This window comes from Kocuria cellulosilytica (genome assembly GCF_040981245.1).
Classification (GTDB): domain Bacteria; phylum Actinomycetota; class Actinomycetes; order Actinomycetales; family Micrococcaceae; genus Kocuria; species Kocuria cellulosilytica.
This window is the reverse complement of sequence record NZ_JAVFWZ010000003.1, coordinates 12,645-35,642: the sequence shown is the minus strand read 5'-3', so window position 1 is coordinate 35,642 and position 22,998 is coordinate 12,645. Positions and strand designations below refer to the sequence as shown.

The following is a 22,998-nucleotide window of genomic DNA, read 5'->3' as shown; positions in this document are numbered from 1 at the left end:
AGAGACTGGTCCGCATGGCTGACAACACGCAGGGCACAGACACGCCCGGAACCGCACCGGAGACCACGCCCGCCACCACGCCCGTGACCGTTCCCGAGAAGCCCGCGCTGGAGGGTCTGGAGCAGAAGTACTCGCGCACGTGGCGCGAGGAGGGCACCTACGCGTTCGACGAGGACACGACCCGCGAGCAGGTCTACTCGATCGACACTCCCCCGCCGACCGCCTCCGGCTCCCTGCACGTCGGCCACATGTTCTCCTACACGCAGACCGACGTGATCGCCCGGTTCCAGCGGATGAGCGGCAAGAACGTGTTCTACCCGCTGGGCTGGGACGACAACGGCCTGCCCACCGAGCGCCGCGTGCAGAACTACTACGGCGTTCGCTGCGACCCCACCCGGCCCTACGTGGAGGGCTACCGCCCGCCGGAGAAGCCCGCGAAGAACCAGCGCGACTGGGACGTGGTCTCCCGCAGGAACTTCATCGAGCTGTGCGAGGAGCTGGCGGTCGAGGACGAGAAGGTCTTCGAGCACCTGTTCTCCACGCTGGGCCTGTCCGTGGACTGGACCCGCACCTACCGCACCATCGACGCCCGCTCCCGGGCGGTCTCCCAGCGCGCCTTCCTCCAGGACCTCGAGGCCGGCAACGCCTACATGGCCGAGGCCCCCACCCTGTGGGACGTCACCTTCCGCACGGCGGTCGCCCAGGCCGAGCTCGAGGACCGGGAGCGCGAGGGCACCTACCACCGCGTGGCCTTCCACCGTCCCGACGGCGAGCCGGTGCACATCGAGACCACCCGCCCCGAGCTGCTGCCGGCGTGCGTGGCCCTCGTGGCGCACCCCGACGACGAGCGGTACCAGCCGCTGTTCGGCACCACGGTGCGCTCCCCGCTGTTCGACGTCGAGGTCGAGGTCCGGGCGCACCCGCTGGCCAAGCCGGACAAGGGCTCCGGGATCGCCATGATCTGCACCTTCGGCGATCTCACCGACGTCACCTGGTGGCGGGAGCTGGACCTGCCGACCCGCGCGCTGATCGGCCGCGACGGCCGCTTCGCGAGCGAGACCCCCGAGTGGATCGCCGCCGGCGCCCCGGCCGAGCACTACGCCGAGGTGGCCGGCAAGACCGTGTTCTCCGCCCAGCAGGCCGTCGTGGAGATGCTCCGCGCGTCCGGTGACCTGGCGGGCGAGCCCCGGAAGGTCATGCACCCGGTGAACTTCTACGAGAAGGGCGACAAGCCCCTCGAGGTCGTGACCTCCCGCCAGTGGTACATCCGCAACGGCGGCCGCGACGCCGAGCGGCGCGAGGCGCTGCTGGCGCGCGGCCGCGAGATGGACTGGCACCCGGCGTTCATGCGCTCCCGGTACGAGAACTGGATCGAGGGCCTGCACGGCGACTGGCTGATCTCCCGCCAGCGCTTCTTCGGGGTGCCGTTCCCGGTCTGGTACCGGCTCGACGGCGACGGCAACCCGGACTACGACGCCCCCGTCCTGCCCGCCCTCGACCAGCTGCCCGTGGACCCGGCCGCCGACCCCGCCCCCGGCTTCGACGAGTCCCAGCGGGACCGGCCGCACGGCTTCACGGGCGACCCGGACGTGCTCGACACCTGGGCCACGTCCTCGCTGACCCCCCAGATCGCCACGGGCTGGGCGTTCGACGAGCGGCTGCACGCCAACACCTTCCCGATGGACCTCCGGCCCCAGGGCCACGACATCATCCGGACCTGGCTGTTCTCCACGGTGGTGCGCTCCGAGTCGCTGGCCGGCTCGGTGCCCTGGACCAACACCGCGCTCTCCGGGTGGATCCTCGACCCGGACCGCAAGAAGATGTCCAAGTCCAAGGGCAACGTGGTGGTCCCCACGGAGGTGCTCGAGAACTACGGGGCCGACGCGGTGCGCTACTGGGCCGCGTCCGCCCGCCTGGGCGCGGACACCGCCTACGACGAGGGGCAGATGAAGATCGGCCGCCGGCTGGCCATCAAGCTGCTCAACGCCTCGAAGTTCGTCCTCGCCCAGGGCGTCACCGAGGCGTCCGTGCTCGGTGCCGGGGCGTCCACGGACGTCGTGACCGACCCCGTCGACCGGGCGCTGCTCGCCCAGCTGGGCACGGTCGTGCAGCGCGCCACCCAGGCGTTCCGGGACTACGAGTACGCCCGCGCCCTGCAGCTCACCGAGCAGTTCTTCTGGACCTTCACCGACGACTACGTCGAGCTCGTCAAGGACCGCGCCTACGGCGCCCGCGGGGAGGCCGCGCAGGCGTCCGTGCACGCCGCGCTCGCCACGACCCTCGACGCGCTGCTGCGGCTGTTCGCCCCCGTCCTGCCGTTCGCCACGGACGAGGTGTGGTCCTGGTGGCGCTCCGGCTCCGTGCACCGGGCCGCCTGGCCGGACGCCGGGGGCTTCGCGGACGCCGTGACCGACGCCGACCCCGAGGTGCTCACGACCGTGGGCGAGGCCCTCTCCGGACTGCGCAAGGCGAAGTCGGAGGCCAAGGTCAAGCAGCGCACCGCGGTGCGCTCGGCGACCATCACGGCCTCCGCCGAGGACGTGGCCCGCCTCGAGGCGGGCCTGGGCGACCTCAGGGCCGCGGGCAACGCCGCCGAGCTCGTGCTCGTCGCCGGGCCGGAGGGCCTGGCCGTGCGCGACGTCGAGCTGGTTCCGGCGGAGGAGCCGGCCCGGTAGGGCCGCGCGGAGCGCAGCACGAGGGCCCGGCCGCCGCGGCGGCCGGGCCCTCGTGCGTCCCGGCGGGGCCGCGCGTGCGGTCCCCGGGGACAGGACTCAGTCGAAGACCGGCTCCGCGGTGCGGGAGCGCTTGAGCTCGAAGAACCCCGGGTAGCCGGCCAGCAGCACGGCGCCGTCGAAGATCCGGCCGGCCTCCTCGCCCGTGGGCGCCGGGGACATGACGGGCCCGAAGAAGGCCGTGCCGTTCACGGCGATCACGGGGGTGCCGACGTCGTCGCCCACCCGGTCCTGCGCCTCCTTCTGCGAGGCCCGGACCAGGTCGTCCCAGCGGTCGGTGTCCGCGGCGCCGGCCAGCTCGGCCGGGAGGCCGGCCTCGGCCAGGGACTCGGCGATCACGGCGCCGAAGTCCTTCTGCCCGCCCGGGTGGAGCCGGGTGCCCATGGCGTCGTAGAGCGCCTTGACGTGCTCGGGGCCGTGCTCCTCGCGGGCGGCGACGACCACGCGGACGGGGCCCCACGCCTTCTGCAGGAACTTCCTGTAGTCCTCCGGCAGCTCGTCGCGCCCCTCGTTGAGGACGGCCAGCGACATGATCCGCCAGTCCACCTCGACGTCGCGGACCTTCTCCACCTCGAGCATCCAGCGGGAGGTCATCCACGCCCAGGGGCACGCGGGGTCGAACCAGAACTCCACCTTGTCCGTCATCAGCTTCCTCTCGTGCGGGCGTCCGCCGGGGGTGGCGGACGCGTCACCGGGTAGAAGCCACCGATCAGGCGGTTTTGTTCCGGTTCTGCTCCTCGCGGATCATCTCGTGGGTGATGACCTCCGGCTCGGCCTGCTTGGCCACGGCCTCCGCGGTCACCAGCACGGCGGCGATGTCGTCCCGGCTGGGGAGCTCGAACATGACGGGCTGGAGCACGTCCTCCAGGATGGCGCGCAGCCCGCGGGCGCCCGTGCCCCGCTTGATCGCGAGCTCGGCGACGGCGGTCAGCGCCTCGGGGTCGAACGTGAGCTCGACCCCGTCCAGCTGGAACATCTTCTTGTACTGCTTCACGAGCGCGTTGCGCGGCTCGGTGAGGATGCGGGCGAGGTCGGCCACCGACAGCTCGCGCAGCGTGGTCACCACCGGAAGACGGCCGATGAGCTCGGGGATCAGGCCGAACTTCAGCAGGTCCTCCGGCATGACGTCGGCCATCACCTCGTCCCGCGTCCCCGCCTGCTTGAGCTCCGCGCCGAAGCCGATGCTGGTGCGCCCGGCCCGGGACTCCACGATGTCCTCGAGGCCGGCGAACGCCCCGGCCACGACGAACAGGACGTTGGTGGTGTCGATCTGGATGAACTCCTGCTGCGGGTGCTTGCGCCCGCCCTGCGGCGGCACCGACGCCACGGTGCCCTCGAGGATCTTCAGCAGCGCCTGCTGCACGCCCTCCCCGGAGACGTCGCGGGTGATCGAGGGGTTCTCGGACTTGCGCGAGATCTTGTCGATCTCGTCGATGTAGATGATGCCCGTCTCGGCCCGCTTGACGTCGTAGTCGGCGGCCTGGATGAGCTTGAGCAGGATGTTCTCGACGTCCTCGCCGACGTAGCCGGCCTCCGTGAGGGACGTGGCGTCCGCGACGGCGAAGGGCACGTCGAGCCGGCGCGCCAGCGACTGCGCCAGGTACGTCTTGCCGGAACCGGTGGGCCCGACCAGCAGGATGTTGGACTTCGCGATCTCGACGTCCTCGTCACCGGCCGCCGTGGCCAGGGACAGGGGCTTGCCGTTCTCCCCGGCCCGGACCCGCTTGTAGTGGTTGTACACGGCCACGGCCAGTGCGCGCTTGGCGGTCTCCTGGCCGATCACGTACTGGTGGAGGTGCTGGTAGATCTCGTGGGGCGTGGGGAGCTCCTGCTGCTCGAGGTCCTTGACCTCGCTCAGCTCCTCCTCGATGATCTCGTTGCACAGCTCGATGCACTCGTCGCAGATGTAGACGCGCGGGCCCGCGATGAGCTTGCGGACCTGCTTCTGGCTCTTGCCGCAGAAGGAGCACTTGAGCAGGTCCGCGGTCTCGCCGATGCGCGCCATGAAACAGTCCTCCGGTCGGGTACGGGAAATCCTCGTCCAGGATAGGCGAGGACCGGGCCCCGCCCCAACACCGGGACGCCCCGGTGCGCCGCGGCCGGGCGGGTCGCGGCGCACCGGGGTGCGGTCGGGCGGGGTGCCCGGGTCAGGAGGTGACGGTCGCGGGCTTGTGGATCTTCCGGGACTCCAGGACGTGGTCCACGATCCCGTACTCCTTGGCGGCGGCCGCGGTGAGGATCTTGTCGCGCTCGATGTCCCGGTTGACCTCCTCGGAGGTCTTGCCGGAGTGCAGGGCCAGGGTGTCCTCGAGCCACTCGCGCATGCGCATGATCTCGTTGGCCTGGATCTCGATGTCCGAGGCCTGTCCCCCGCCCTGGCCGGACATGGCCGGCTGGTGGATGAGCACGCGGGCGTTCGGCAGGGCCAGGCGCTTGCCCGGGGTGCCGCCGGCGAGCAGCACCGCGGCCGCGGACGCGGCCTGCCCGAGGCAGACCGTCTGGATCTCGGGCCGGATGAACTGCATCGTGTCGTAGATGGCGGTCATCGCGGTGAACGACCCGCCCGGGGAGTTGATGTACATCGTGATGTCGCGGTCGGCGTCCTGCGCCTCGAGCACGAGCAGCTGGGCCATGACGTCGTCGGCCGAGGCGTCGTCGACCTGGACGCCCAGGAAGATGATCCGGTCCTCGAACAGCTTGGTGTAGGGGTTCTGCCGGCGGTACCCGTAGGGGGTGCGCTCCTCGAAGTCGGGGAGCACGTAGCGGCTGGTGGGCAGGGCGGCCGCGGAACCGGCCGTGGACGAGGGTCCGTGGGTGAAGGTCATGGTTGAGTTCCTCGGAGGTCTGGAAGAGCGTGCCGGGTGGATGGGTGGGACCGCCGAGGTCCTACGCCTGGTCCTTCGTGTCCTGGTCCTTCATGGTCCCGCCGCCACCGGTCATGGACCCGGCCGAGCTGGCGATGTGGTCGAAGAAGCCGTACTCGAGGCCGCGCTGGGCGTCGAACCAGTTGTCGCGGTCGTTGTCCCGCAGGATCGTCTCCAGGGTCTGGCCGGTCTGCTCGGCGGTGAGCTCCGCGAGGCGCTGCTTCATGGACAGGATGAGCTCGGCCTGGACCCGGATGTCCGAGGCCGTGCCGCCCATGCCGCCGGAGGGCTGGTGCATGAGGATCCGGGCGTTCGGGGTGGAGTAGCGCTTGCCCTTGGTGCCCGAGGAGAGCAGGAACTGGCCCATCGAGGCGGCCAGACCCGTGGCGACGGTCACGACGTCGTTCGGGATGAGCTGCATGGTGTCGTAGATCGCCATGCCGGCCGTGACGGACCCGCCCGGGGAGTTGATGTACAGGAAGATGTCCGCCTGCGGGTCCTCGGCCGAGAGCAGCAGCATCTGCGAGCAGATGAGGTTCGCGTTGTCGTCGCGCACCTCGGAGCCCAGCCAGATGATGCGCTCCTTGAGCAGCCGGTTGTAGACGTAGTCGTCCTGGCCGCCCATCGGGCCCCCGCCCTGCAGGCGCGGTCCGGTGGAGGTTGCGTGGGTCGAGCCGAACGGCGACTCGTGAGCGGAGGTCATGTAACAGTGCCTCTTTCGTCCGTGTGGTCCGGTGATCTCTGAACAGAACACTAGTGCCCGCCCCGGGCCCGGGCCGGTCCGCGTCCGGGTTGTTCGCTGATGGCGCATGGTCGGCGCCGGGGGCCCCGCGACGGACGAAGGCGCCGCCGTCCCGGGCGGGACGGCGGCGCCTTCGGGGCGTGCTCAGGAACTCACTTGGCGGAGTCCGGGGAGTCGGCCGACTCGGCGGACTCCGGGGAGTCGCCGGACTCCGGGGACTCGGGCGAGTCCGCGGACTCCTCCTCGGTGCCGGGGGTCGGGGCCGCGGTGGTCTCCTCGGGCTCGACCTCCTCGGCGGGCTCCCCGGCCTGCTCCTCGCCCTGGGGGCGCACGAACTCGGAGAGGTCCACCGTGTTGCCCTCGGTGTCGGTGACCGTCGCGTACTCCAGGACCTTCGCCAGGGCCTTGCGGCGCCGCACCTCGCCCACCATCAGGCCGGCCTGGCCCGAGGAGTCCAGCAGCTGGGCGAACTGGTTCGGGTCCATGCCGTACTGCTGGGACATGTTGATGATGTAGTCGATCAGCTCGGACTGCTCGACGCCGATCTCCTCGGCCTCGGCGACCGCGTCCAGCACGATCTCGTTGCGGAAGGCGTCCTCGGCGTTCTTCTGGACCTCGGCCCGGTGGTCCGGGGTGTCGTGGTCCGCCTCGGCCTGCGGGTTGTCGAAGTGCTGGGCGATCTGCTCGTCGATCACGGCCTGCGGCACGGGGATCTCCACGAGGGCCAGCAGCTTCTCCAGGACCTTGTCGCGGGCCTCGACGCCCTGCTCCACCACGGTGCCCTCGGCGGCCTGCTTCTTCAGGTCCTCCTTGAGCTCCTCGATGGTGTCGAACTCGGAGGCCAGCTGCGCGAACTCGTCGTCGGCCTCGGGCAGCTCGCGCTCCTTGACGGCGGTGACCTTGACCTTGACGGTCGCGTCCTCGCCGCTGTGCTCGCCGCCGGCGAGCTTGGTCTCGAACGTCGCGTCCTCGTCGGCGGAGAGGCCGGTGATGGCCTCGTCCATGCCCTCGAGCATCGTGCCGGCGCCCACCTGGTAGGACAGGTCGTTGGCGGCGTCGACCTCCTCGCCGTCGACCAGGGCCTGCAGGTCGAGGGTGACGAAGTCGCCCTCGGCGGCGGGTCGGTCCACGGTCTTGAGGGTGCCGAAGCGCCCGCGCAGCTCGTCGAGGGCCTTCTGCTCGTCCTCGGCGGAGGCCTCGCGGGCCTCGACCTGGACCTCGAGGCCCTTGTAGTCGGGCAGCTCGATCTCGGGGCGCACCGCCACGTCGATCTCGACCTTCGTGTCGGCCTCGCGGTCGGTCTCGTCCGGCTTCGCGACGACCTCGACCTGCGGCTGGGTCAGCGGGGTGATCTCGTTCTCGGCCAGGGCCTGCTGGAAGAAGGTGTTCAGGCCCTCGTTGAGCGCGTTCTCGACGACGAAGTCGAAGCCCACGCGCTGCTCGATCAGCCGGGCCGGAACCTTGCCGCGGCGGAAGCCGGGGACCTGGATCTGGTTGGCGAGCGAGGTGTAGGTCTGGTCGATGAACGGCTTCAGTTCCGCGAACGGGACGTCCACCACGATCTTGACCTGGGTGGAATTGAGTTTCTCGACGGCGCTCTTCACTTCCGCTGCACTCCTGAGTGGTAGGTCGGTTGGGTCTTCCGGTGCCGTTGCCCGGCCCGGGACAGTCGGGAAGGCGGCTGCCCGGCGGGGCCGGGCAACCGCTCCAACGTCGGGGCGACAGGACTCGAACCTGCGATCTCCTGCTCCCAAAGCAGGCGCGCTAGCCACTACGCTACGCCCCGGTACCTGCAGCCTCGGCTGCAGCGACTGCGGTCCTGGCAGGTGGAAAACGGTGCACTCACCAGAAACCACCGGCGAGTCTACCGGCTGGGCGGACGGGGCCGCACCTCGGCCCGCCGGGAGACGCCCGGACGGCCCCGGCGCGATCCGCCGGACGCTGCTCCCAGGGCCGTCCGGCTCTGCGGGATTTGACACTGCGCGCGCCGGGCCGGTTAATGGGATTGGCCTCGACAGAGCGCCCTGTGGGGATGTAGCTCAATGGTAGAGCCTCAGTCTTCCAAACTGATTACGCGGGTTCGATTCCCGTCATCCCCTCGTCGCCCCGAACGCCCCGGTCCCCGGACCGGGGCGTTCGTCGTTCCCGGACCGTCCCGCCCGGCGTGCGGCCGGGCCGCCGGGTCCCCGGCCGCGCCCCCCGGTCGACGGAGGGAGAACGGACGGAGACCGCCGCCGTCCGGTGGGCGCCGCGAGCGGCGGGTCCGCACCGCAGACCGGCGGCGCGGGGGCCTCAGCGGACGAGACCGACGACCCGCCAGAACCGGCCCCGGTGGGCGTACACGGGCCGCAGGCCCCGGCCGCGCAGCACCGCGAGCATGGCCTCGGGGGCATGCGCGTAGTTGCGGAAGCCGCGCCCGGTGGCCCGGTAGAACGCATTGAGAAGGGCCAGGGACGCCCGGACCGCCGGGGTGCGGGGCGGGAAGCTGAGGACCAGCAGCCGCCCGGCGTGGTCGGCGGCAGCCGTGAGCAGCCGCGCGTGGTCGGGATAGCAGCACACCACGCGGTGCAGGACCACGACGTCGTGGGGCTCCACCGCACCGGGGTCGGCCGCGATGTCGAGCCGGCGCCGGGTCGTGCGGCCGGCCGTCCCTGCCGCCGCGGCGAGGGCCGCGGCCTCCGCCTCGTAGGAGTCGACGAGCTCGAGGTTCGTGGTGCGGGCCGCGCCGCGGCGCAGCAGCTCGAGCTGGACCTCCCCGACCCCGCCGCCGATCTCCAGCACGCTGGCCCCCTCGATCCCGCGGGCGGCCAGGAAGCCGAGGAGCCGCCGCGTGGTCCGGTCCGGGCCGGAGTGCCGGTACCGGGCGGCGAGGTGGCGGGCGAGCCGGGGCCCGAAGACGCCCTCGTAGGCCCCGGGGCCGCAGCAGCTGCTCATGCGAGCAGGATATCCTCGCCCGGGACCCGGGTCAGCGCTGGCAGGAGGGGCACCAGTAGAGCGCGCGCCCCTCCAGCTCCCCCGCCGCCACGGGCGTACCGCACCGGCGGCACGGCGAGCCCTGGCGCTTGTAGACCAGGTGGGCGTGCTCCGGCGAGGCCCGTTCCTCCGGCGTGCCCGGGCGGTCCGCGGGGTCGGTCGTCACGATCCGGCCGAGCCGCACGCCCGTGCGCATGAGGGCCGCGTTCTCCGCCCACAGCGCGAGCAGCACGGGCTCGCCGAGCGCACGCCCCGGCGTCATCGGGTTCAGTCCGCGCCGGAACAGCGACTCCGCCCGGAAGATGTTGCCCACCCCGGCCACGACCGCCTGGTCCATCAGCAGCGCGCCCACCGGGCGGCGGCTGCGCCGCACCGCCGCCACGAAGGGGGCGGGGTCCGCGTGCAGGTCGAGCGGGTCCGGCCCCAGGCGCGCCCGGGCCGCCTCGGCCTCGGCGCGGGTCTCGAGCACGCACAGCGCGGGTCCGCGCAGGTCGGCCCAGCCCTCGTCCCCGACCAGCCGCACGCGCACCGCCCCCACCGGCGGGGGCGGGACCGGCGGGCCGCCGGGGGGGGCGCCGTCGTCGAGGGCCTCCCGCTCCCCGATCCGGCGCGGGGCCCCGATCGAGGAGGCGCCCCGGAAGCGGTCGGTGCCGCCGAAGCTCCACGCGCCGTAGAGGCCGAGGTGCGAGCGCAGCACGCGGTCCCCGGCGAAGTCGAGGAACAGCTGCTTGCCGTGGGCCCGCGCCGCCTCGAGCACGGCGCCGTCCAGAGCGGCCGCGCCGTCGGCGAAGCGCCCCTGCGGGGAGCTCACGGACAGGGCCTGTCCCACGAAGCAGTCGGCGAACTGGCGGGCGAGCCGGTGGACCGAGTGGCCCTCCGGCACTCAGGCCTCCCGGGCGGCCGGGAACTCGCGCGGGCGCAGCTCCTCCAGCCTGCCGGCGACGGTGCCGGTGGTCTCGTACTCGCCGATCTGCGCGATCCGCCGCTCGTGGCGCTCCTCCCCGGAGAAGGGCTCCGCGAGGAACGCCCGCACGATCTCCAGCGCCTCCTCCCGGGGGTGCTGGCGGCCCCCGACGGCCACGACCTGGGCGTCGTTGTGCTGGCGCGCGAGCCGGGCGGTGTCCAGGTTCCAGGCCAGGGCCGCCCGGATGCCCGCGACCTTGTTCGCGGCGATCTGCTCGCCGTTGCCCGATCCGCCCAGCACGATGCCGAGGGAGTCGAGACCGGCGTCCCGGTCCGCCCGGACCGCGCGCGCGGCGCTGATGCAGAACGCGGGGTAGTCGTCGAGGGCGTCGTACTCGGCGGGGCCGTGGTCGACGAGGTCGTAGCCGGCGGCGACGAGCTCCTCCACCAGGAAGCGGGAGAGGTCCAGTCCGGCGTGGTCGGTGGCGATGTGGACGCGCATGGGCGGCGTGCTCCTGGGATGTCGCGGGAACGGGGCGGGGTCGTGGCGCAGGGCCCGCGGCGGCGGACCGGCCGCCCTCCAGCGTAGTGGGTGCCGCGCCGGCCGGGGCGGACACCGCAGGGCCTCCCGGGACGGTCCGGACCCGGCTGACATAATGGGACGATCCGCCGCGGCCCACCGGCCGCGGACGCCCGATCACGACCCCGACCCGACCCCGACGAGAGGACGGCACTGAAGTGCCCGGAACCAACCTGACCCGCCAGGAGGCGGCCGCGCGGGCCGAGACCGTGGCGGTGGACGCCTACGACGTGGTCCTCGACCTGACCCGCGGCGAGCGCATCTTCCGCTCCACGACCACCGTGCGCTTCCGGGCGACCCCGGGCGCCACGACGTTCATCGACGCGATCACCGACGCCGTGCACTCCGTGGTGCTCAACGGCACGCGGCTCGACCCCGCCGAGGTCTCGGACGGCGTGCGGATCCAGCTGCCCGGGCTCGCCGGGGAGAACGTGCTGACGGTCGAGTCGGACTGCCGGTACATGAACACCGGCGAGGGCCTGCACCGGTTCGTGGACCCGGTCGACGACGAGGTGTACCTCTACACCCAGTTCGAGGTGGCGGACACCCGGCGGATGTTCGCCGTGTTCGAGCAGCCGGACCTCAAGGCGCGATTCGCGTTCACGGTCACGGCCCCCGAGCACTGGACGGTGGTCTCGACCCAGCCCACCCCGGAGCCCGTCCCCGCCGGCGAGGGCGCCGCCACGTGGTCCTTCGCCCCCACCCCGGTGGTCCCCTGCTACGTCACGGCGCTGATCGCCGGCCCGTACGCGTCGGTGCACGACGAGCTCACCAGCGCCGACGGCCGCAGGATCCCCCTGGGCCTGTACGCCCGGCGATCGCTCATGGAGCACGTCGAGGCGGAGGAGATGTTCGGCGTCACCAAGCAGGGCTTCGAGTTCTACGAGGCGCAGTTCGGCGTGCCCTACCCGTTCGAGAAGTACGACCAGCTGTTCGTCCCCCAGTTCAACGCCGGGGCCATGGAGAACGCCGGCGCGGTGACCTTCGTGGAGCTCTACGTCTTCCGCTCCCGGCCCACGCAGGCCCGGGTGGAGCGGCGGGCCGTCACGATCCTGCACGAGCTCGCCCACATGTGGTTCGGCGACTTCGTGACCATGCGCTGGTGGAACGACCTGTGGCTCAACGAGTCCTTCGCGGAGTTCATGTCCACGCTCGCCGCGGCGGAGAACACCCGCTGGACGGACGCGTGGACCACGTTCGCCGCCGGGGAGAAGTCCTGGGGCTACGAGCAGGACCAGCTGCCCACCACGCACCCCATCGAGGCCGAGATCCGCGACCTCGAGGACGTGCTGGTGAACTTCGACGGGATCACCTACGCCAAGGGCGCCTCGGTGCTCAAGCAGCTGGTGGCCTGGGTTGGCCAGGAGCAGTTCATGGCCGGGCTGAACCGGTACTTCCGCGAGCACGCCTGGGGCAGCACCGAGCTGCGCGACCTCATGGTCCGGCTCGAGGAGGCCAGCGGCCGGGACCTCGACGGGTGGGCCGCGAAGTGGCTGGGGACCGCCGGCGTGAACACGCTGAGCCCGGCCCTGGAGACCGACCAGGACGGGATCATCCGCGCCTTCCGGATCGAGCAGACGGCGCCCGCGGAGCACCCCACGCTGCGCCCGCACCGCCTGGCCGTGGGCTTCTACGACCACGACCCGGAGCAGGGCAAGCTCGTGCGCACCCACCGGGTGGAGCTCGACGTGGACGGTGCGTCCACGGAGGTGACCGAGCTGGTGGGCCGGGAGCTGCCGGACCTCGTGCTGCTCAACGACGACGACCTCGCCTACGCGAAGATCCGGCTCGACGAGTGCTCCCTGGACACCGCCCTCACCCACCTGAAGAACTTCGAGGACCCGCTCCCGCGCGCCCTCGTCCAGGCCTCCGTCTGGGACGGCGTGCACGACGGCGAGACGCCCGCCCGCCGCTACGTGGAGCTCGTGCTGGGCAACATCGCCCACGAGACGTCCTCGACCGGCATCCAGGTGCAGCTGCGCCAGCTCGACACCGTGCTGGACGGCTACGTGGCGGAGCCCGTGCGCGGGACCACCGTGCGCACCGCCGCCGACCGGCTCCGGCGGCTCACCGAGGAGGCGGCCGCCGGGTCCGACCAGCAGCTGCAGTTCCTGAAGGCCTTCGCCCGGCACGCCCGCACCGGGGAGCAGCTCGACGTCCTCGAGCAGCTCCTCGACGGGCGGGGCTCCCTGCCGGGCCTGGCGCTGGACACCGACCTGCGCTGGAGCCTGCTCACCGCGCTGTGCGCCGGCGGGCGCCTCGGCGACGCGGACGTGGACGCGATGCTCGCCCGGGACAACACCGAGAACGGCGCGATCGCGGCCGCCCGCGCCCGGGCGTCGATCCCCACGGCCGAGGCCAAGGCCCGGGCCTGGCAGCAGATCGTGGTGGACGGGTCGCTGCCCAACTCGATCCAGGACGCGGCGATCGACGGGTTCCGCACGGCCGCCGACACGGCCCTGCTCGCCCCGTACGCCGAGCAGTACTTCGCGGCGATCCCGGACGTCTGGCGCACCCGCACCCACGAGCTCGCCCAGCAGATCGCGACCGGCATGTACCCGAACATCCCCGCCCAGGAGACGGTCGACGCCACGGACGTCTTCCTCGCGGACCTGCCCGAGGATCTGCACGGGCTCCGACGGCTCGTGCTCGAGCAGCGCGACGCGACCGCGCGCGCGGTCCGCGCGCAGGCCGTGGACGCCGCCTACGAGGCGGTGCGCGCGTGAGCGGCGAGCAGCGACGGCCCGGTCCCGGCGAGCACGGCCCCGGTGGGCACGCTCCCGGCGGCCCCGGCGCGATGCCCCCGGCCGGCGCGGACCCGCGGACCGACCCCGCCGCCGCGGCCCCGCCCGGGGCGAGGTCCTTCGCCGTGGGGGCCCCGCTCTCCCAGCTGCGCCGCCCGGTGCCGCAGGTCGGCGACGAGCGGCAGCAGGCCGAGGCGGGCACGGCGTCGTCGTTCTACGAGCAGGTGGGCGGGCACGAGACGTTCGTGAAGCTCGTGCACGAGTTCTACGCCCGGGTGGCCCAGGACGAACGGTTCCGGGCGCTCTACCCGGAGGACGACCTCGGCCCCGCCGAGGAGCGGCTGCGGATGTTCCTCGAGCAGTACTGGGGCGGGCCGACCACCTACTCGGAGCGGCGCGGGCACCCGCGGCTGCGGATGCGGCACATGCCGTTCCCCGTGGACACCTGGGCGCGGGAGACGTGGCTGACGCACATGCGCGCGGCCCTGGACACCCTGGAGCTCTCCCCGCTGCACGACGGGATCATCTGGGACTACTTCGACCGGGCCGCCCACGCGATGGTCAACCGGCCCGGCTGAGCCGGCCCCGCGCCGACTCAGCGCTTGGCGAGGACGTGCCCGCCGGGGGTGCTCAGGCGCACCCAGCGGCCGTTCTCGGCCACGGCGACCGCCGTGCCGGGGCGCAGGAAGCCGAGGGAGTACGCGGCGAACGCCGCGCCGTCCGGCGGCGGCGCCCCGGTGAGGCGTCCCGCGAGGGGCTCCGCCCACCCGGACGAGCGGCCCCAGACCTGCGAGCGCACGGTGTCGACGACGGCGGCCCCCGCGTCCGTGGGCACCGTCCGCGCGACCTCGGCGACCCCGGCCCGGGCGGCCTCGCGCAGCTCGTCCCCGGCGACGTCCCCCACCGGCGCCCACCCGCTCAGCGGCGGGGCGATCCCCGCCCAGGAGACGGTCGCGTCCATCGGGGGCAGCCCCACGTCCGTGGCGTCCTGGTCCTGGCGCGGCATGCGGTCGAGGACCCCGCCGAGCGGGACGGTGACGTCCAGGGACTGCTCCTGGGCCAGCGCCGCGGTGCGCAGGCCCAGCACCGTGGGCGTGCTGTCGAGCAGGCCGTGCGGTTCGAGCACGCACACGTAGACGCCCAGGGCACGCCCGCGGGCCTGGAAGCGCACCGCGCCCTGGGGATCCACGCCGCGGGCGCGGGACAGGTAGGTCCGCAGGTCGGCGACGTCCCGCGGGTCCGTCAGGGGAAGGGAACGGCTCACGGTGCTCAGGCCTCGGCGGGGACGGGCCGGCGGGCGAAGCGGGTCGGGGCGTCCGACCACAGGCCGAGCGCGCTCCGCGGCGTCTCGTCGAGGCGCACGGGACGCCCGGTGGCCCGGTCGATCACCACGACCACGGTCTGGGCCACGGCGTAGACCCGGGAGCCGTCCTCCTCCTGGACCGCGTAGTCCAGCACGAAGCTCGACCCGCCCACGGAGGAGACCCACACGCGCACGAACACCGGCTCGGGGCGGTACAGCAGCTGCTGGGCGTACTCGACCTCCTGCCGGCCGATCACGGTCATCCGGTCGCCCAGCAGGGAGCGGAACGTGGCGTCCGCGGGCGCCCCAGGCACGGCGTTCTCGGGCAGCGGCCGGGCCATGAGTCGCACGCGGGCGTCCTCCAGGTACTGGAGCATCGTGACGTTGTTGACGTGGCCGTAGCTGTCGATGTCGCCGAAGCGCATCTGGATGGGGATCAGCAGCGAAGACATGACCCCCATCCCATCACACCGCGCCCCGCCGGTCGCGCCGCGGCGCGACCGGCGTCCTGGCTAGAGTGAGGCCCATGACCTACAGCCCCATCCCGGACCCCACGCAGGCCCTGCTCGACATGCTCGATCTCGCGGACGGGGGTGGCGCCCGCACTCTCGAGGACATCTACGTGGGCCACTCCATCTCCCCCGCGCGCGGCCGGGTCTACGGCGGCCAGGTCCTGGCGCAGGCGGTGACCGCCGCGATGCGCACCGTGGAGCCCGAGCGGATCGTGCACTCCCTGCACGGGTACTTCCTGCGCGCCGGGGACGTGTCCCGGCCGATCACCTTCGGGGTGGAGCGGATCCGGGACGGCCGGTCCTTCTCCGCCCGCCGCGTGCACGCCTACCAGGAGGGGCGGGCCATCCTCTCGGCCATCGCGTCCTTCCAGGTCCCGGCCCGGGGCCTGGACCACCAGGACGAGTCGCCCCAGAACCTGCCCGACCCGGAGTCCCTGCCGAGCGCCGTGGAGCTGCTGGGCCACGTCGACGCCCCCGAGGCGCAGGCGATCGCCCACGAGCGGCCCTTCGACATGCGCTACATCACCGAGCCGATCTACTTCAAGCCGGACTCCCGCGGCGAGCCGTTCAACGCGGTGTGGATCAAGACCCTGAAGCCCCTGCCGGACGACCCGAACGTGCACCGCGCCGCGCTCGCCTACGCGAGCGACTACACCCTGCTCGAGCCCATCCTCCGGCTGCACGGCAGGACGTGGATCCAGCCGGGCATGAACATCGCCTCGCTCGACCACGCGATGTGGTGGCACCGGGAGGCCCGCGCCGACGAGTGGCTGCTCTACGTGCAGTCCTCCCCCAATGCGTCCTCGGCCCGCGGCCTCGGGGTGGGCCGGATGTTCTCCCGGGACGGGCGGCTCGTGGCCACCACCGCCCAGGAGGGCATGATGCGCTTCCCGGAGTTCGCCTAGGCCGCACCGGAGCACGTCAAAGGGGCCCGTCCGGCGGGAGAGAACGGTTCTCTCCCGCCGGACGGGCCCCTTCGGTGCCGTCGAGGAGTCCGGGCGCGGCCCGGCTCCGCGTCAGTCGCGGGTGAGGCGGCGGTGGGTGACGCGGTGCGGCCGCGCGGCGTCGGCGCCGAGGCGCTCCACCTTGTTGGCCTCGTAGGACTCGAAGTTGCCCTCGAACCAGTACCACCGGTCCGGCTCCTCCTCGGTGCCCTCCCACGCGAGGATGTGGGTGGCGACCCGGTCGAGGAACCACCGGTCGTGGGAGACCACCACGGCGCAGCCCGGGAACTCCAGCAGGGCGTTCTCCAGCGAGCCGAGGGTCTCGACGTCGAGGTCGTTGGTGGGCTCGTCGAGCAGCAGCAGGTTGCCGCCCTGCTTGAGGGTCAGGGCCAGGTTCAGCCGGTTGCGCTCACCGCCGGAGAGCACCCCCGCCTTCTTCTGCTGGTCGGGGCCCTTGAACCCGAACGCGGAGACGTAGGCGCGCGAGGGCATCTCGACGTTGCCGACGTTGATGTAGTCGAGGCCGTCGGAGACGACCTCCCACAGCGACTTGTTGGCGTCGAGGTTCGCGCGGTTCTGGTCCACGTAGGAGATCTTGACGGAGTCGCCGATCCGCAGCTCCCCGCCGTCCAGCTCCTCAAGCCCCACGATGGTCTTGAACAGGGTCGACTTGCCGACGCCGTTGGGGCCGATGACGCCCACGATGCCGTTGCGCGGCAGGGAGAAGGACAGCCCCTTGATGAGGCTGCGGTCCCCGAAGCCCTTCTGCAGGTCCTTCGCCTCGATCACCAGGTTGCCCAAGCGGGGTCCCGGCGGGATCTGGATCTCCTCGAAGTCCAGCTTGCGGGTCTTCTCGGCCTCGGCGGCCATCTCCTCGTAGCGGGCCAGACGGGCTTTCGACTTCGCCTGCCGGCCCTTGGCGTTGGAGCGCACCCACTCGAGCTCGTCGGCCAGGCGCCTGGCCTGCTTGGCGTCCTTCTTGCCCTGCACCTCCATGCGGGCGCGCTTGGTCTCGAGGTAGGCCGAGTAGTTGCCCTCGTAGCCGTACAGCCGGCCGCGGTCGACCTCGCAGATCCACTCGGCCACGTGGTCGAGGAAGTACCGGTCGTGGGTCACGGCCATGACGGCGCCGTGGTAGTCCTTCAGGTGCTGCTCGAGCCACAGCACGGACTCGGCATCGAGGTGGTTGGTGGGCTCGTCCAGCAGCAGGAGGTCCGGCTTCTGCAGCAGCAGCTTGCACAGGGCCACGCGGCGGCGCTCGCCACCGGAGAGGACCTTGACGTCGGTGTCCGGCGGCGGGCAGCGCAGGGCGTCCATCGCCTGCTCCAGCTGGGAGTCGAGGTCCCAGGCGTTGGCGGCGTCGATGTCCTCCTGGAGCCTGCCCATCTCCTCCATGAGGGAGTCGAAGTCGGCGTCCGGCTGGGCCATCTCCTCGGAGATCGCGTTGAAGCGGTCGACCTTGGCCTTGATCTCGCCCACGCCCTCCTCGACGTTGCCGAGGACGGTCTTCTCCTCGTTCAGCGGCGGCTCCTGCAGCAGGATGCCGACGGTGTAGCCGGGGCTGAGCCTCGCCTCTCCGTTGGAGGGCTGGTCGAGACCGGCCATGATCTTGAGGATGGTGGACTTGCCGGCCCCGTTGGGCCCCACGACGCCGATCTTCGCGCCGGGGTAGAACGACATGGTGACGTCGTCCAGGATGACTTTGTCGCCCACGGTCTTGCGGGCCTTGGACATTGTGTAGATGAATTCCGCCATGCCCTCAAGGCTACCCCGCTCCGCGGCGGCCCACGGGCGGGGACGGAGCGAGGACGGCCACATCGCGGCCCCGCTCCGTCCCTCGGACACCAGGGCGGCCCCGCGGTCCGATCCGTCCCCGGCACACCGGGCCGGCCCCGCCCGGGCGGCTCAGCCCGCCGCGGGTTGCCGGCGGGAGCGCCGGCCGGGGTCGGCCGCCGCCCCGACGAGCTCACCGGTCTCCGGGTCGACGCCCTCCGGGACGGCCGGGGCCCCGGCGTCGTGGTCGCCGCCCGAGCCCGATGGAACCTCGCCCGGGGCCGCCGGAGCGTCCGCGGCACCGGTCGCCGCTGCGTCCTCGGGCTGTCCGGCGAGCCGTTCCCCCGCCTGGTCGGCGGGCGGCGAGGAGCTCACGGTGCGCTGGAAGCAGGCCGTGCCGAGCCCGAGGTCGTGGCCGACGGACACCGCGTCCACGTCGACCGCCGTGTTGCGGCCGTGCTCGCCCTCCCAGAACCGGACCTTGAGCTTGCCGACCACCACCACGGGCTGGCCCTTCTTGATGCTGGCCAGGACGTTGAGCCCCAGAGCGCGGAACGCCTGGACCGAGAACCAGTTGGTGTGCCCGTCCCGCCACGAACCGGCCTGCTGGTCGAACCAGCGCGGGGTGGAGGCCAGGCGGAAGGTCACCACCACGGTGCCGTCGGGCAGGCTGCGGGACTCGGGATCCGTGGCCACGTAGCCGCGGACGGTGATCTGCTCGGTCATCGAGAACTCCTCTGGACGGCGGCCGGTGCGGCCGGTGCTGGCCCCGGTGGCGGGGTGCACCCAGCGTCCGTCCGCACCGTGGGCCGCCGCGGCGCGGACGCCCGCGGTGTGGACGGCGGGTCCGTCGTCGCCGGGGAACGGTGCGCTGTGCAGTGCGGCCGAGGGCCCCGCGTCCGGCGGCTTCGCCCGTCGCGAGGTCCATGGCCCGTGAGGCGAAGGGTCGCGCTCGTGGTCACCCGCCCACGGCCCGGCACCGTCGGACTGCGGACGTGCTCACTGTCCGTCGATGTCGGCGGCGTTCCAAGCGATGACGCCGAGGGGTTCCCGGCGCCGCTCCTGCTCGTGGGAGCACGCCCAGCACCACGGGCCGTACAGGGGCGGGGCGCCGCACTGGCAGAGCCGGATCCGGGCCATCGGACTCACCTCGATGTTCGTTGCAGTGGCCTGGCAGGTGGTGGCCTGCCGGACGACATCCTGCGCGGGTGTCCTCACCCCTACTACCGGTGCGGGAACCCCTGTGGATGCACCGGGGAGCGGCTTTTCCGCGCTCCGCGACGGCCGCGCGCCCGCCGCCTCGGGGGCGGCTGCGCCGGACGGGGGCCGTGGCCCGCAGGATCGCCGCCGGGCGGCCTGCCGGCCGCAGCGCTTCGTTGCGGCCGGCAAGGCGTTCCCGCGGTCGTCGGCCGGCACGCCCTCGCGGCGCGGACCCGACGGTGCAGTGCGGCCGCCCTGGCCCGGCACAGCCGGCTCCGCGCCGGGCGCGCTCTCCCCCGCGTGCGGCCACCGCGCCGCGCACCCGTGTCCTTTCCCGTGCGACCCCTGCGGCTACGCGGCGCTCCCCGGCTCGACGACGACGCAGTCCTCCCGGAAGTCCAGGTGCATGCAGTGCAGGTCGACGACGCCACGGGTGATGGTCTCCAGCTGCTGCGGATCGATGTCCTCGCCGACCTGCCGGACGATGAAGTCCCTGGTGTCCTCCGTGGCCTCCTCCACCGTGTCGTAGTGGTAGTAGCGGGCCCCCCGGCCCGTCCACTGCCTGATGATGGTGACGCTCATGGTTCCTCCCCTGGATCGGATCCGGACGCACGGTCCGTGGCCGCCCCGGGCACCCCGTCCGGGAACTGCGGCCGTCCCGGCGGGCTGCCGCCGGGGACGTCGCCGAGGTGCTGGTCCTCCCCTTCCCCGTCCCGGCGAGGACGTCGGGTGGCCGGAGCACCGCACCCCGCGATGTGCTTCTTAACGTATGCGAATTCACAGGGTGGTGGCTGTCCACACTTTCGCGAAAGCACATAGCAGCGGTGGGCGCGAGGGGCGGGATGACGGCCACGGCGTCCTCGTCCCGGAGTGACAACGACCCCGCCCTGCCGGCGGTGAGCCGGCGGGACGGGGTCGCACGGGTGCCCCAGGAGGGAGTCGAACCCCCGACCAAGAGATTAGAAGGCTCCTGCTCTATCCACTGAGCTACTGAGGCGGGCCGCCCGGGAGACCGTCCCGGGCGCCGCGCACGAGTTTACCAACTCGCCGCGGCGGCCCGGTCCGCCGTCGGTGCGCGGCACGCCGCACCGAGGGCGGGCAGCGGCCGCGGAGGAACCGCCCGGCCGCCGGGGCGGCCCGGCCCGGCTCAGATCACGGCGCTCTGCACCGGGGGCTGATAGCGGCCACGGAAGAGCCGCCGGGTCGCCGGGTCGATGAACCACAGGTACACGCCGTAGGAGAGGGCGACGACCGCCGCTATCAGCCGGCCGGAGCTAAGGTCCAGGTCCAGGTACGGGAAGACGTCCAGCTGGTCGGACACCGCGTAGATCATGAAGAAGACGGTGAGGAAGAACAGGATGTCCACCTGCCAGTCGCTGCGGATGCCCGTGACGGCGAACAGGGGGATGAGCCACACCACGTACCAGGCCTGGATCATCGGGGAGAAGAGCACGATCGCGGCGAACGCCCACGCCAGACGGCGGATGATCCGCTCGTCCCGGCCCACGAACATGAGCCAGAGGATCACCGGCACCGCGAGCGCCTGCCCCACCGAGTGGGTGACCTCCCGCCACTGGCCCGAGTCGCCGCCCACGGCCGCGGCCAGGGTCGCGGCCAGGCCGCCGACGAAGCCCACGGGGGCGTACCAGATGGACACCGAGCCCGGGGTGGACATGGCGGCGACCCAGCCGAAGCCGAAGCCGTTGACCAGGCCCATCAGCCCGAGCAGGGCGATCGAGTAGGCGAGCACGAGGAACCAGATCACGAAGCGGCGGGTCCACGAGGCGCCCCGGCCCGCCCAGAGCAGGCCGATGAACGGGAGGAAGACGAGCGTGATGGGCTTGATCGCCACGGACAGGGTGACGAGCGTGGTGCCGAGCAGTCCGCCCTTCCAGTTCCGGTGCACGGCGGCCGCGTAGGTGCCGCCCAGGGCCAGGGCGATCATGATGGCGTCGTTGTGCACGGAGACGATGAAGTTCGTGAGGAACAGGGGGTTCGCCACGCTCAGCCACAGGGCCCGTGCCGGGTTGATGCCGTGCAGCCGTGCGAGCCGCGGGATCAGCCACATGCACGCGATCACGGCGAGCACGCACAGCCCCCGGAACCAGAGCACGGCGGCGTCCGGGTCCGCCCCGGTGACGGCCACCACGAACTGCTCGATCCACAGGAAGAGCGGCCCGTAGGGCGGCGGGGACTCCGACCACATCTGGTCCGCGCCGAGCTGAAAGAAGTTGTCGATCGTGGAGACGCCGTGCTCGTAGGGGTTGAGCCCGTTGGCCATGACCCTGCCTTGGCCGATGTAGGAGTACACGTCGCGGCTGAACAGCGGGATCGTCACGAGCATGGGGGCGGACCACGCCGCGATGGCGGTGAGCACCCACCGGCCGCTGCCCGGTCCCCACCGGTTGAGCTTCTGCCCCAGCCGCAGCCACTCGCGGATCAGGAGCATCCCGCCCACGGCGAGCAGGAGAATGGAGACGATCACCCCGGTGGTGGTGAAGCGCATGCCGATGATCACCGGCGCCTGCCGCAGCGGGGAGACGGAGGCGAGCCAGCCGACGCCGAGGGAGCCGACGAGCAGCATGACGGAGCCGACGGTGCCCATGATCACGGTCCGCAGCGGCGATCCGGAGATGTACCGCGAGCTCCCGGGATCCGCCGGCGGCCGGACGCCGTCGGGGCCCTCGCCCGGGGCCGCCGTCCTCGAAGTGGTCTGCACTGCTCTCCCGATGCGCCCGTCCGGTGGCTTCGGGTGCCGCGGCTGGGCGCAGCACGGACCCGTGGTCGCCCCGATCCTATCCCCGGCCGCTGCGGGATCCCCGGAGGAGCCGGGGCGGGAGCTCCGCCGTCGGGGCGGCACGGTAGATTGTCCGGGTGGCTATTTCGAACGGACGCATAGTGTGGATCGACTGCGAGATGACGGGGCTGTCCCTCGAGGACGACGCCCTCATCGAGGTGGCGGCGCTCGTCACCGACGACGAGCTCAACGTCCTCGGCGAGGGCGTCGACGTCGTGATCCGACCGAGCGAGGCGGCGCTGGCGCAGATGGGGGACTTCGTGCGGAACATGCACACCTCCTCCCGGCTGCTCGACGAGCTCCCCTCCGGCATGACGATGGAGGAGGCGCAGGCGCAGGTCCTCGCCTACGTCAAGCAGTGGGTGCCCGAGCCGGGCCGGGCGCCCCTGGGCGGGAACTCGGTGGGCACGGACCGCACGTTCCTGGTGCGCGACATGCCGGAGCTCGTGGCGCACCTGCACTACCGCGTGATCGACGTCTCCACCATCAAGGAGCTCTCCCGCCGCTGGTTCCCCCGGGCCTACTTCCAGGCCCCGCCGAAGACCGGCAACCACCGGGCCCTCGGCGACATCCGGGACTCGATCGACGAGCTGCGCTACTACCGTCGCGCCGTGTTCGCTCCCGAGCCGGGACCGGACTCGGAGACCGCGAGGACCATCGCCGCGGAGATCTCCGCCTCCCGCACGGGCGCCTGAGCCCGTCCTCCGCCGGCGCGGCCCGCGGGCGGCGGAGGAAGGACTCCGGCGTGGTCCGGGGCGGTCCGGGAATGCGGTACACTCGTATGCGTTGCCCAGCGGAAGCACGGTCTTCCGGCGGGCGTTCATGGTGGGCGTAGCTCAGTTCGGCAGAGCGCCTGGTTGTGGTCCAGGAGGTCGCGGGTTCAACCCCCGTCGCTCACCCGCTGTGAAAGGCCGTCCCGAGGACTCGGGAC

Annotated in this window: 20 protein-coding genes and 4 tRNA genes; 7 read left to right on the top strand and 17 right to left on the bottom strand. The window is 72.4% G+C overall.

What is annotated here, in order from left to right; all coding sequences use genetic code 11:
- Window positions 1-14 precede the first annotated feature (14 nt).
- Window positions 15-2,675, top strand: coding sequence for a valine--tRNA ligase (valS, locus tag RCG67_RS05300; RefSeq protein ID WP_368825154.1), 2,661 nt, complete (start codon window positions 15-17; stop codon window positions 2,673-2,675).
- Window positions 2,676-2,771: 96 nt separating this feature from the next.
- On the opposite strand, the gene RCG67_RS05295 is transcribed toward valS, so the two are convergent.
- The 6 genes from RCG67_RS05295 to RCG67_RS05270 all read right to left on the bottom strand — a co-directional run bounded on the left by RCG67_RS05295 (window position 2,772) and on the right by RCG67_RS05270 (window position 8,124).
- On the bottom strand, window positions 2,772-3,377 hold the full coding sequence (locus RCG67_RS05295; protein WP_368825153.1) for a mycothiol-dependent nitroreductase Rv2466c family protein: 606 nt from the start codon (window positions 3,375-3,377) through the stop codon (window positions 2,772-2,774).
- A 64-nt stretch (window positions 3,378-3,441) separates the two neighbouring features.
- Window positions 3,442-4,737, bottom strand: coding sequence for an ATP-dependent Clp protease ATP-binding subunit ClpX (gene clpX, locus RCG67_RS05290; protein ID WP_058874177.1), 1,296 nt, complete (start codon window positions 4,735-4,737; stop codon window positions 3,442-3,444).
- 142 nt (window positions 4,738-4,879) lie between these two features.
- Entirely contained in the window at window positions 4,880-5,557 is a 678-nt protein-coding gene (locus tag RCG67_RS05285; protein WP_058874176.1) for an ATP-dependent Clp protease proteolytic subunit, read from the bottom strand.
- A 61-nt stretch (window positions 5,558-5,618) separates the two neighbouring features.
- Window positions 5,619-6,299, bottom strand: coding sequence for an ATP-dependent Clp protease proteolytic subunit (locus RCG67_RS05280; protein WP_058874175.1), 681 nt, complete (start codon window positions 6,297-6,299; stop codon window positions 5,619-5,621).
- 191 nt (window positions 6,300-6,490) lie between these two features.
- Window positions 6,491-7,942, bottom strand: coding sequence for a trigger factor (gene tig / locus RCG67_RS05275; RefSeq protein WP_368825152.1), 1,452 nt, complete (start codon window positions 7,940-7,942; stop codon window positions 6,491-6,493).
- A gap of 109 nt (window positions 7,943-8,051) precedes the next feature.
- Window positions 8,052-8,124, bottom strand: a tRNA-Pro gene (locus RCG67_RS05270).
- Between the two features lie 242 nt (window positions 8,125-8,366).
- Between RCG67_RS05270 and RCG67_RS05265 the strand changes: the two genes are divergently transcribed.
- Window positions 8,367-8,437, top strand: a tRNA-Gly gene (locus RCG67_RS05265).
- A 193-nt stretch (window positions 8,438-8,630) separates the two neighbouring features.
- On the opposite strand, the gene RCG67_RS05260 is transcribed toward RCG67_RS05265, so the two are convergent.
- From RCG67_RS05260 to RCG67_RS05250, 3 genes are read right to left on the bottom strand one after another with little or no spacing between them, the layout of a single operon-like run.
- Window positions 8,631-9,272 (bottom strand): methyltransferase domain-containing protein, encoded by a 642-nt coding sequence (locus RCG67_RS05260; protein ID WP_368825151.1) that lies wholly within the window; start codon window positions 9,270-9,272, stop codon window positions 8,631-8,633.
- A gap of 31 nt (window positions 9,273-9,303) precedes the next feature.
- The gene (locus tag RCG67_RS05255; protein ID WP_368825150.1) at window positions 9,304-10,194 is read right to left on the bottom strand and encodes an Fpg/Nei family DNA glycosylase; all 891 of its coding nucleotides are present in this window, start codon (window positions 10,192-10,194) and stop codon (window positions 9,304-9,306) included.
- Window positions 10,195-10,716 carry a ribose-5-phosphate isomerase gene (locus RCG67_RS05250; RefSeq protein ID WP_368825149.1) on the bottom strand — a complete coding sequence of 174 codons (522 nt, stop codon included), beginning with the start codon at window positions 10,714-10,716 and terminating at the stop codon, window positions 10,195-10,197.
- 236 nt (window positions 10,717-10,952) lie between these two features.
- Between RCG67_RS05250 and pepN the strand changes: the two genes are divergently transcribed.
- Together pepN and RCG67_RS05240 are read left to right on the top strand one after the other, a co-directional pair.
- Window positions 10,953-13,520: an aminopeptidase N gene (gene pepN / locus RCG67_RS05245; RefSeq protein WP_368825148.1), complete on the top strand. Its 2,568-nt coding sequence runs from the start codon at window positions 10,953-10,955 to the stop codon at window positions 13,518-13,520.
- 71 nt (window positions 13,521-13,591) lie between these two features.
- A complete protein-coding gene (locus RCG67_RS05240; protein ID WP_438612644.1) occupies window positions 13,592-14,116 on the top strand; it encodes a globin in 525 nt (174 codons plus the stop codon).
- 17 nt (window positions 14,117-14,133) lie between these two features.
- Here the strand turns inward: RCG67_RS05240 and RCG67_RS05235 are convergent, their stop codons facing one another.
- Together RCG67_RS05235 and RCG67_RS05230 are read right to left on the bottom strand one after the other, a co-directional pair.
- On the bottom strand, window positions 14,134-14,802 hold the full coding sequence (locus tag RCG67_RS05235) for a DUF8185 domain-containing protein (protein ID WP_368825147.1): 669 nt from the start codon (window positions 14,800-14,802) through the stop codon (window positions 14,134-14,136).
- Between the two features lie 5 nt (window positions 14,803-14,807).
- Window positions 14,808-15,293, bottom strand: a complete 486-nt coding sequence (locus RCG67_RS05230; protein ID WP_368825146.1) for an acyl-CoA thioesterase — start codon at window positions 15,291-15,293, stop codon at window positions 14,808-14,810.
- A gap of 74 nt (window positions 15,294-15,367) precedes the next feature.
- Here RCG67_RS05230 and RCG67_RS05225 point away from each other — a divergent pair, with 74 nt between their 5' ends.
- A complete protein-coding gene (locus tag RCG67_RS05225) occupies window positions 15,368-16,258 on the top strand; it encodes an acyl-CoA thioesterase (protein ID WP_368825145.1) in 891 nt (296 codons plus the stop codon).
- A gap of 111 nt (window positions 16,259-16,369) precedes the next feature.
- Here RCG67_RS05225 and ettA read toward each other — a convergent pair whose 3' ends face one another.
- From ettA to mptB, 6 genes are all read right to left on the bottom strand, one after another.
- Window positions 16,370-18,052, bottom strand: a complete 1,683-nt coding sequence (ettA, locus tag RCG67_RS05220; RefSeq protein ID WP_368825144.1) for an energy-dependent translational throttle protein EttA — start codon at window positions 18,050-18,052, stop codon at window positions 16,370-16,372.
- Window positions 18,053-18,202: 150 nt separating this feature from the next.
- On the bottom strand, window positions 18,203-18,796 hold the full coding sequence (locus tag RCG67_RS05215) for a single-stranded DNA-binding protein (protein WP_368825143.1): 594 nt from the start codon (window positions 18,794-18,796) through the stop codon (window positions 18,203-18,205).
- 273 nt (window positions 18,797-19,069) lie between these two features.
- Complete coding sequence (locus tag RCG67_RS05210; RefSeq protein ID WP_157571375.1) at window positions 19,070-19,210, bottom strand: hypothetical protein; 141 nt, start codon at window positions 19,208-19,210, stop codon at window positions 19,070-19,072.
- A 411-nt stretch (window positions 19,211-19,621) separates the two neighbouring features.
- Window positions 19,622-19,852, bottom strand: a complete 231-nt coding sequence (locus tag RCG67_RS05205) for a hypothetical protein (protein ID WP_368825142.1) — start codon at window positions 19,850-19,852, stop codon at window positions 19,622-19,624.
- 342 nt (window positions 19,853-20,194) lie between these two features.
- Window positions 20,195-20,267: transfer RNA gene (locus RCG67_RS05200), tRNA-Arg, on the bottom strand.
- A gap of 150 nt (window positions 20,268-20,417) precedes the next feature.
- Window positions 20,418-21,989: a polyprenol phosphomannose-dependent alpha 1,6 mannosyltransferase MptB gene (mptB, locus tag RCG67_RS05195; protein ID WP_368825141.1), complete on the bottom strand. Its 1,572-nt coding sequence runs from the start codon at window positions 21,987-21,989 to the stop codon at window positions 20,418-20,420.
- Window positions 21,990-22,186: 197 nt separating this feature from the next.
- On the opposite strand from mptB, the gene orn reads away from it, so the two are divergent.
- On the top strand, window positions 22,187-22,762 hold the full coding sequence (orn, locus tag RCG67_RS05190; protein ID WP_438612643.1) for an oligoribonuclease: 576 nt from the start codon (window positions 22,187-22,189) through the stop codon (window positions 22,760-22,762).
- A 130-nt stretch (window positions 22,763-22,892) separates the two neighbouring features.
- Window positions 22,893-22,966 (top strand) — tRNA-His (locus RCG67_RS05185).
- Window positions 22,967-22,998: the final 32 nt, after the last annotated feature.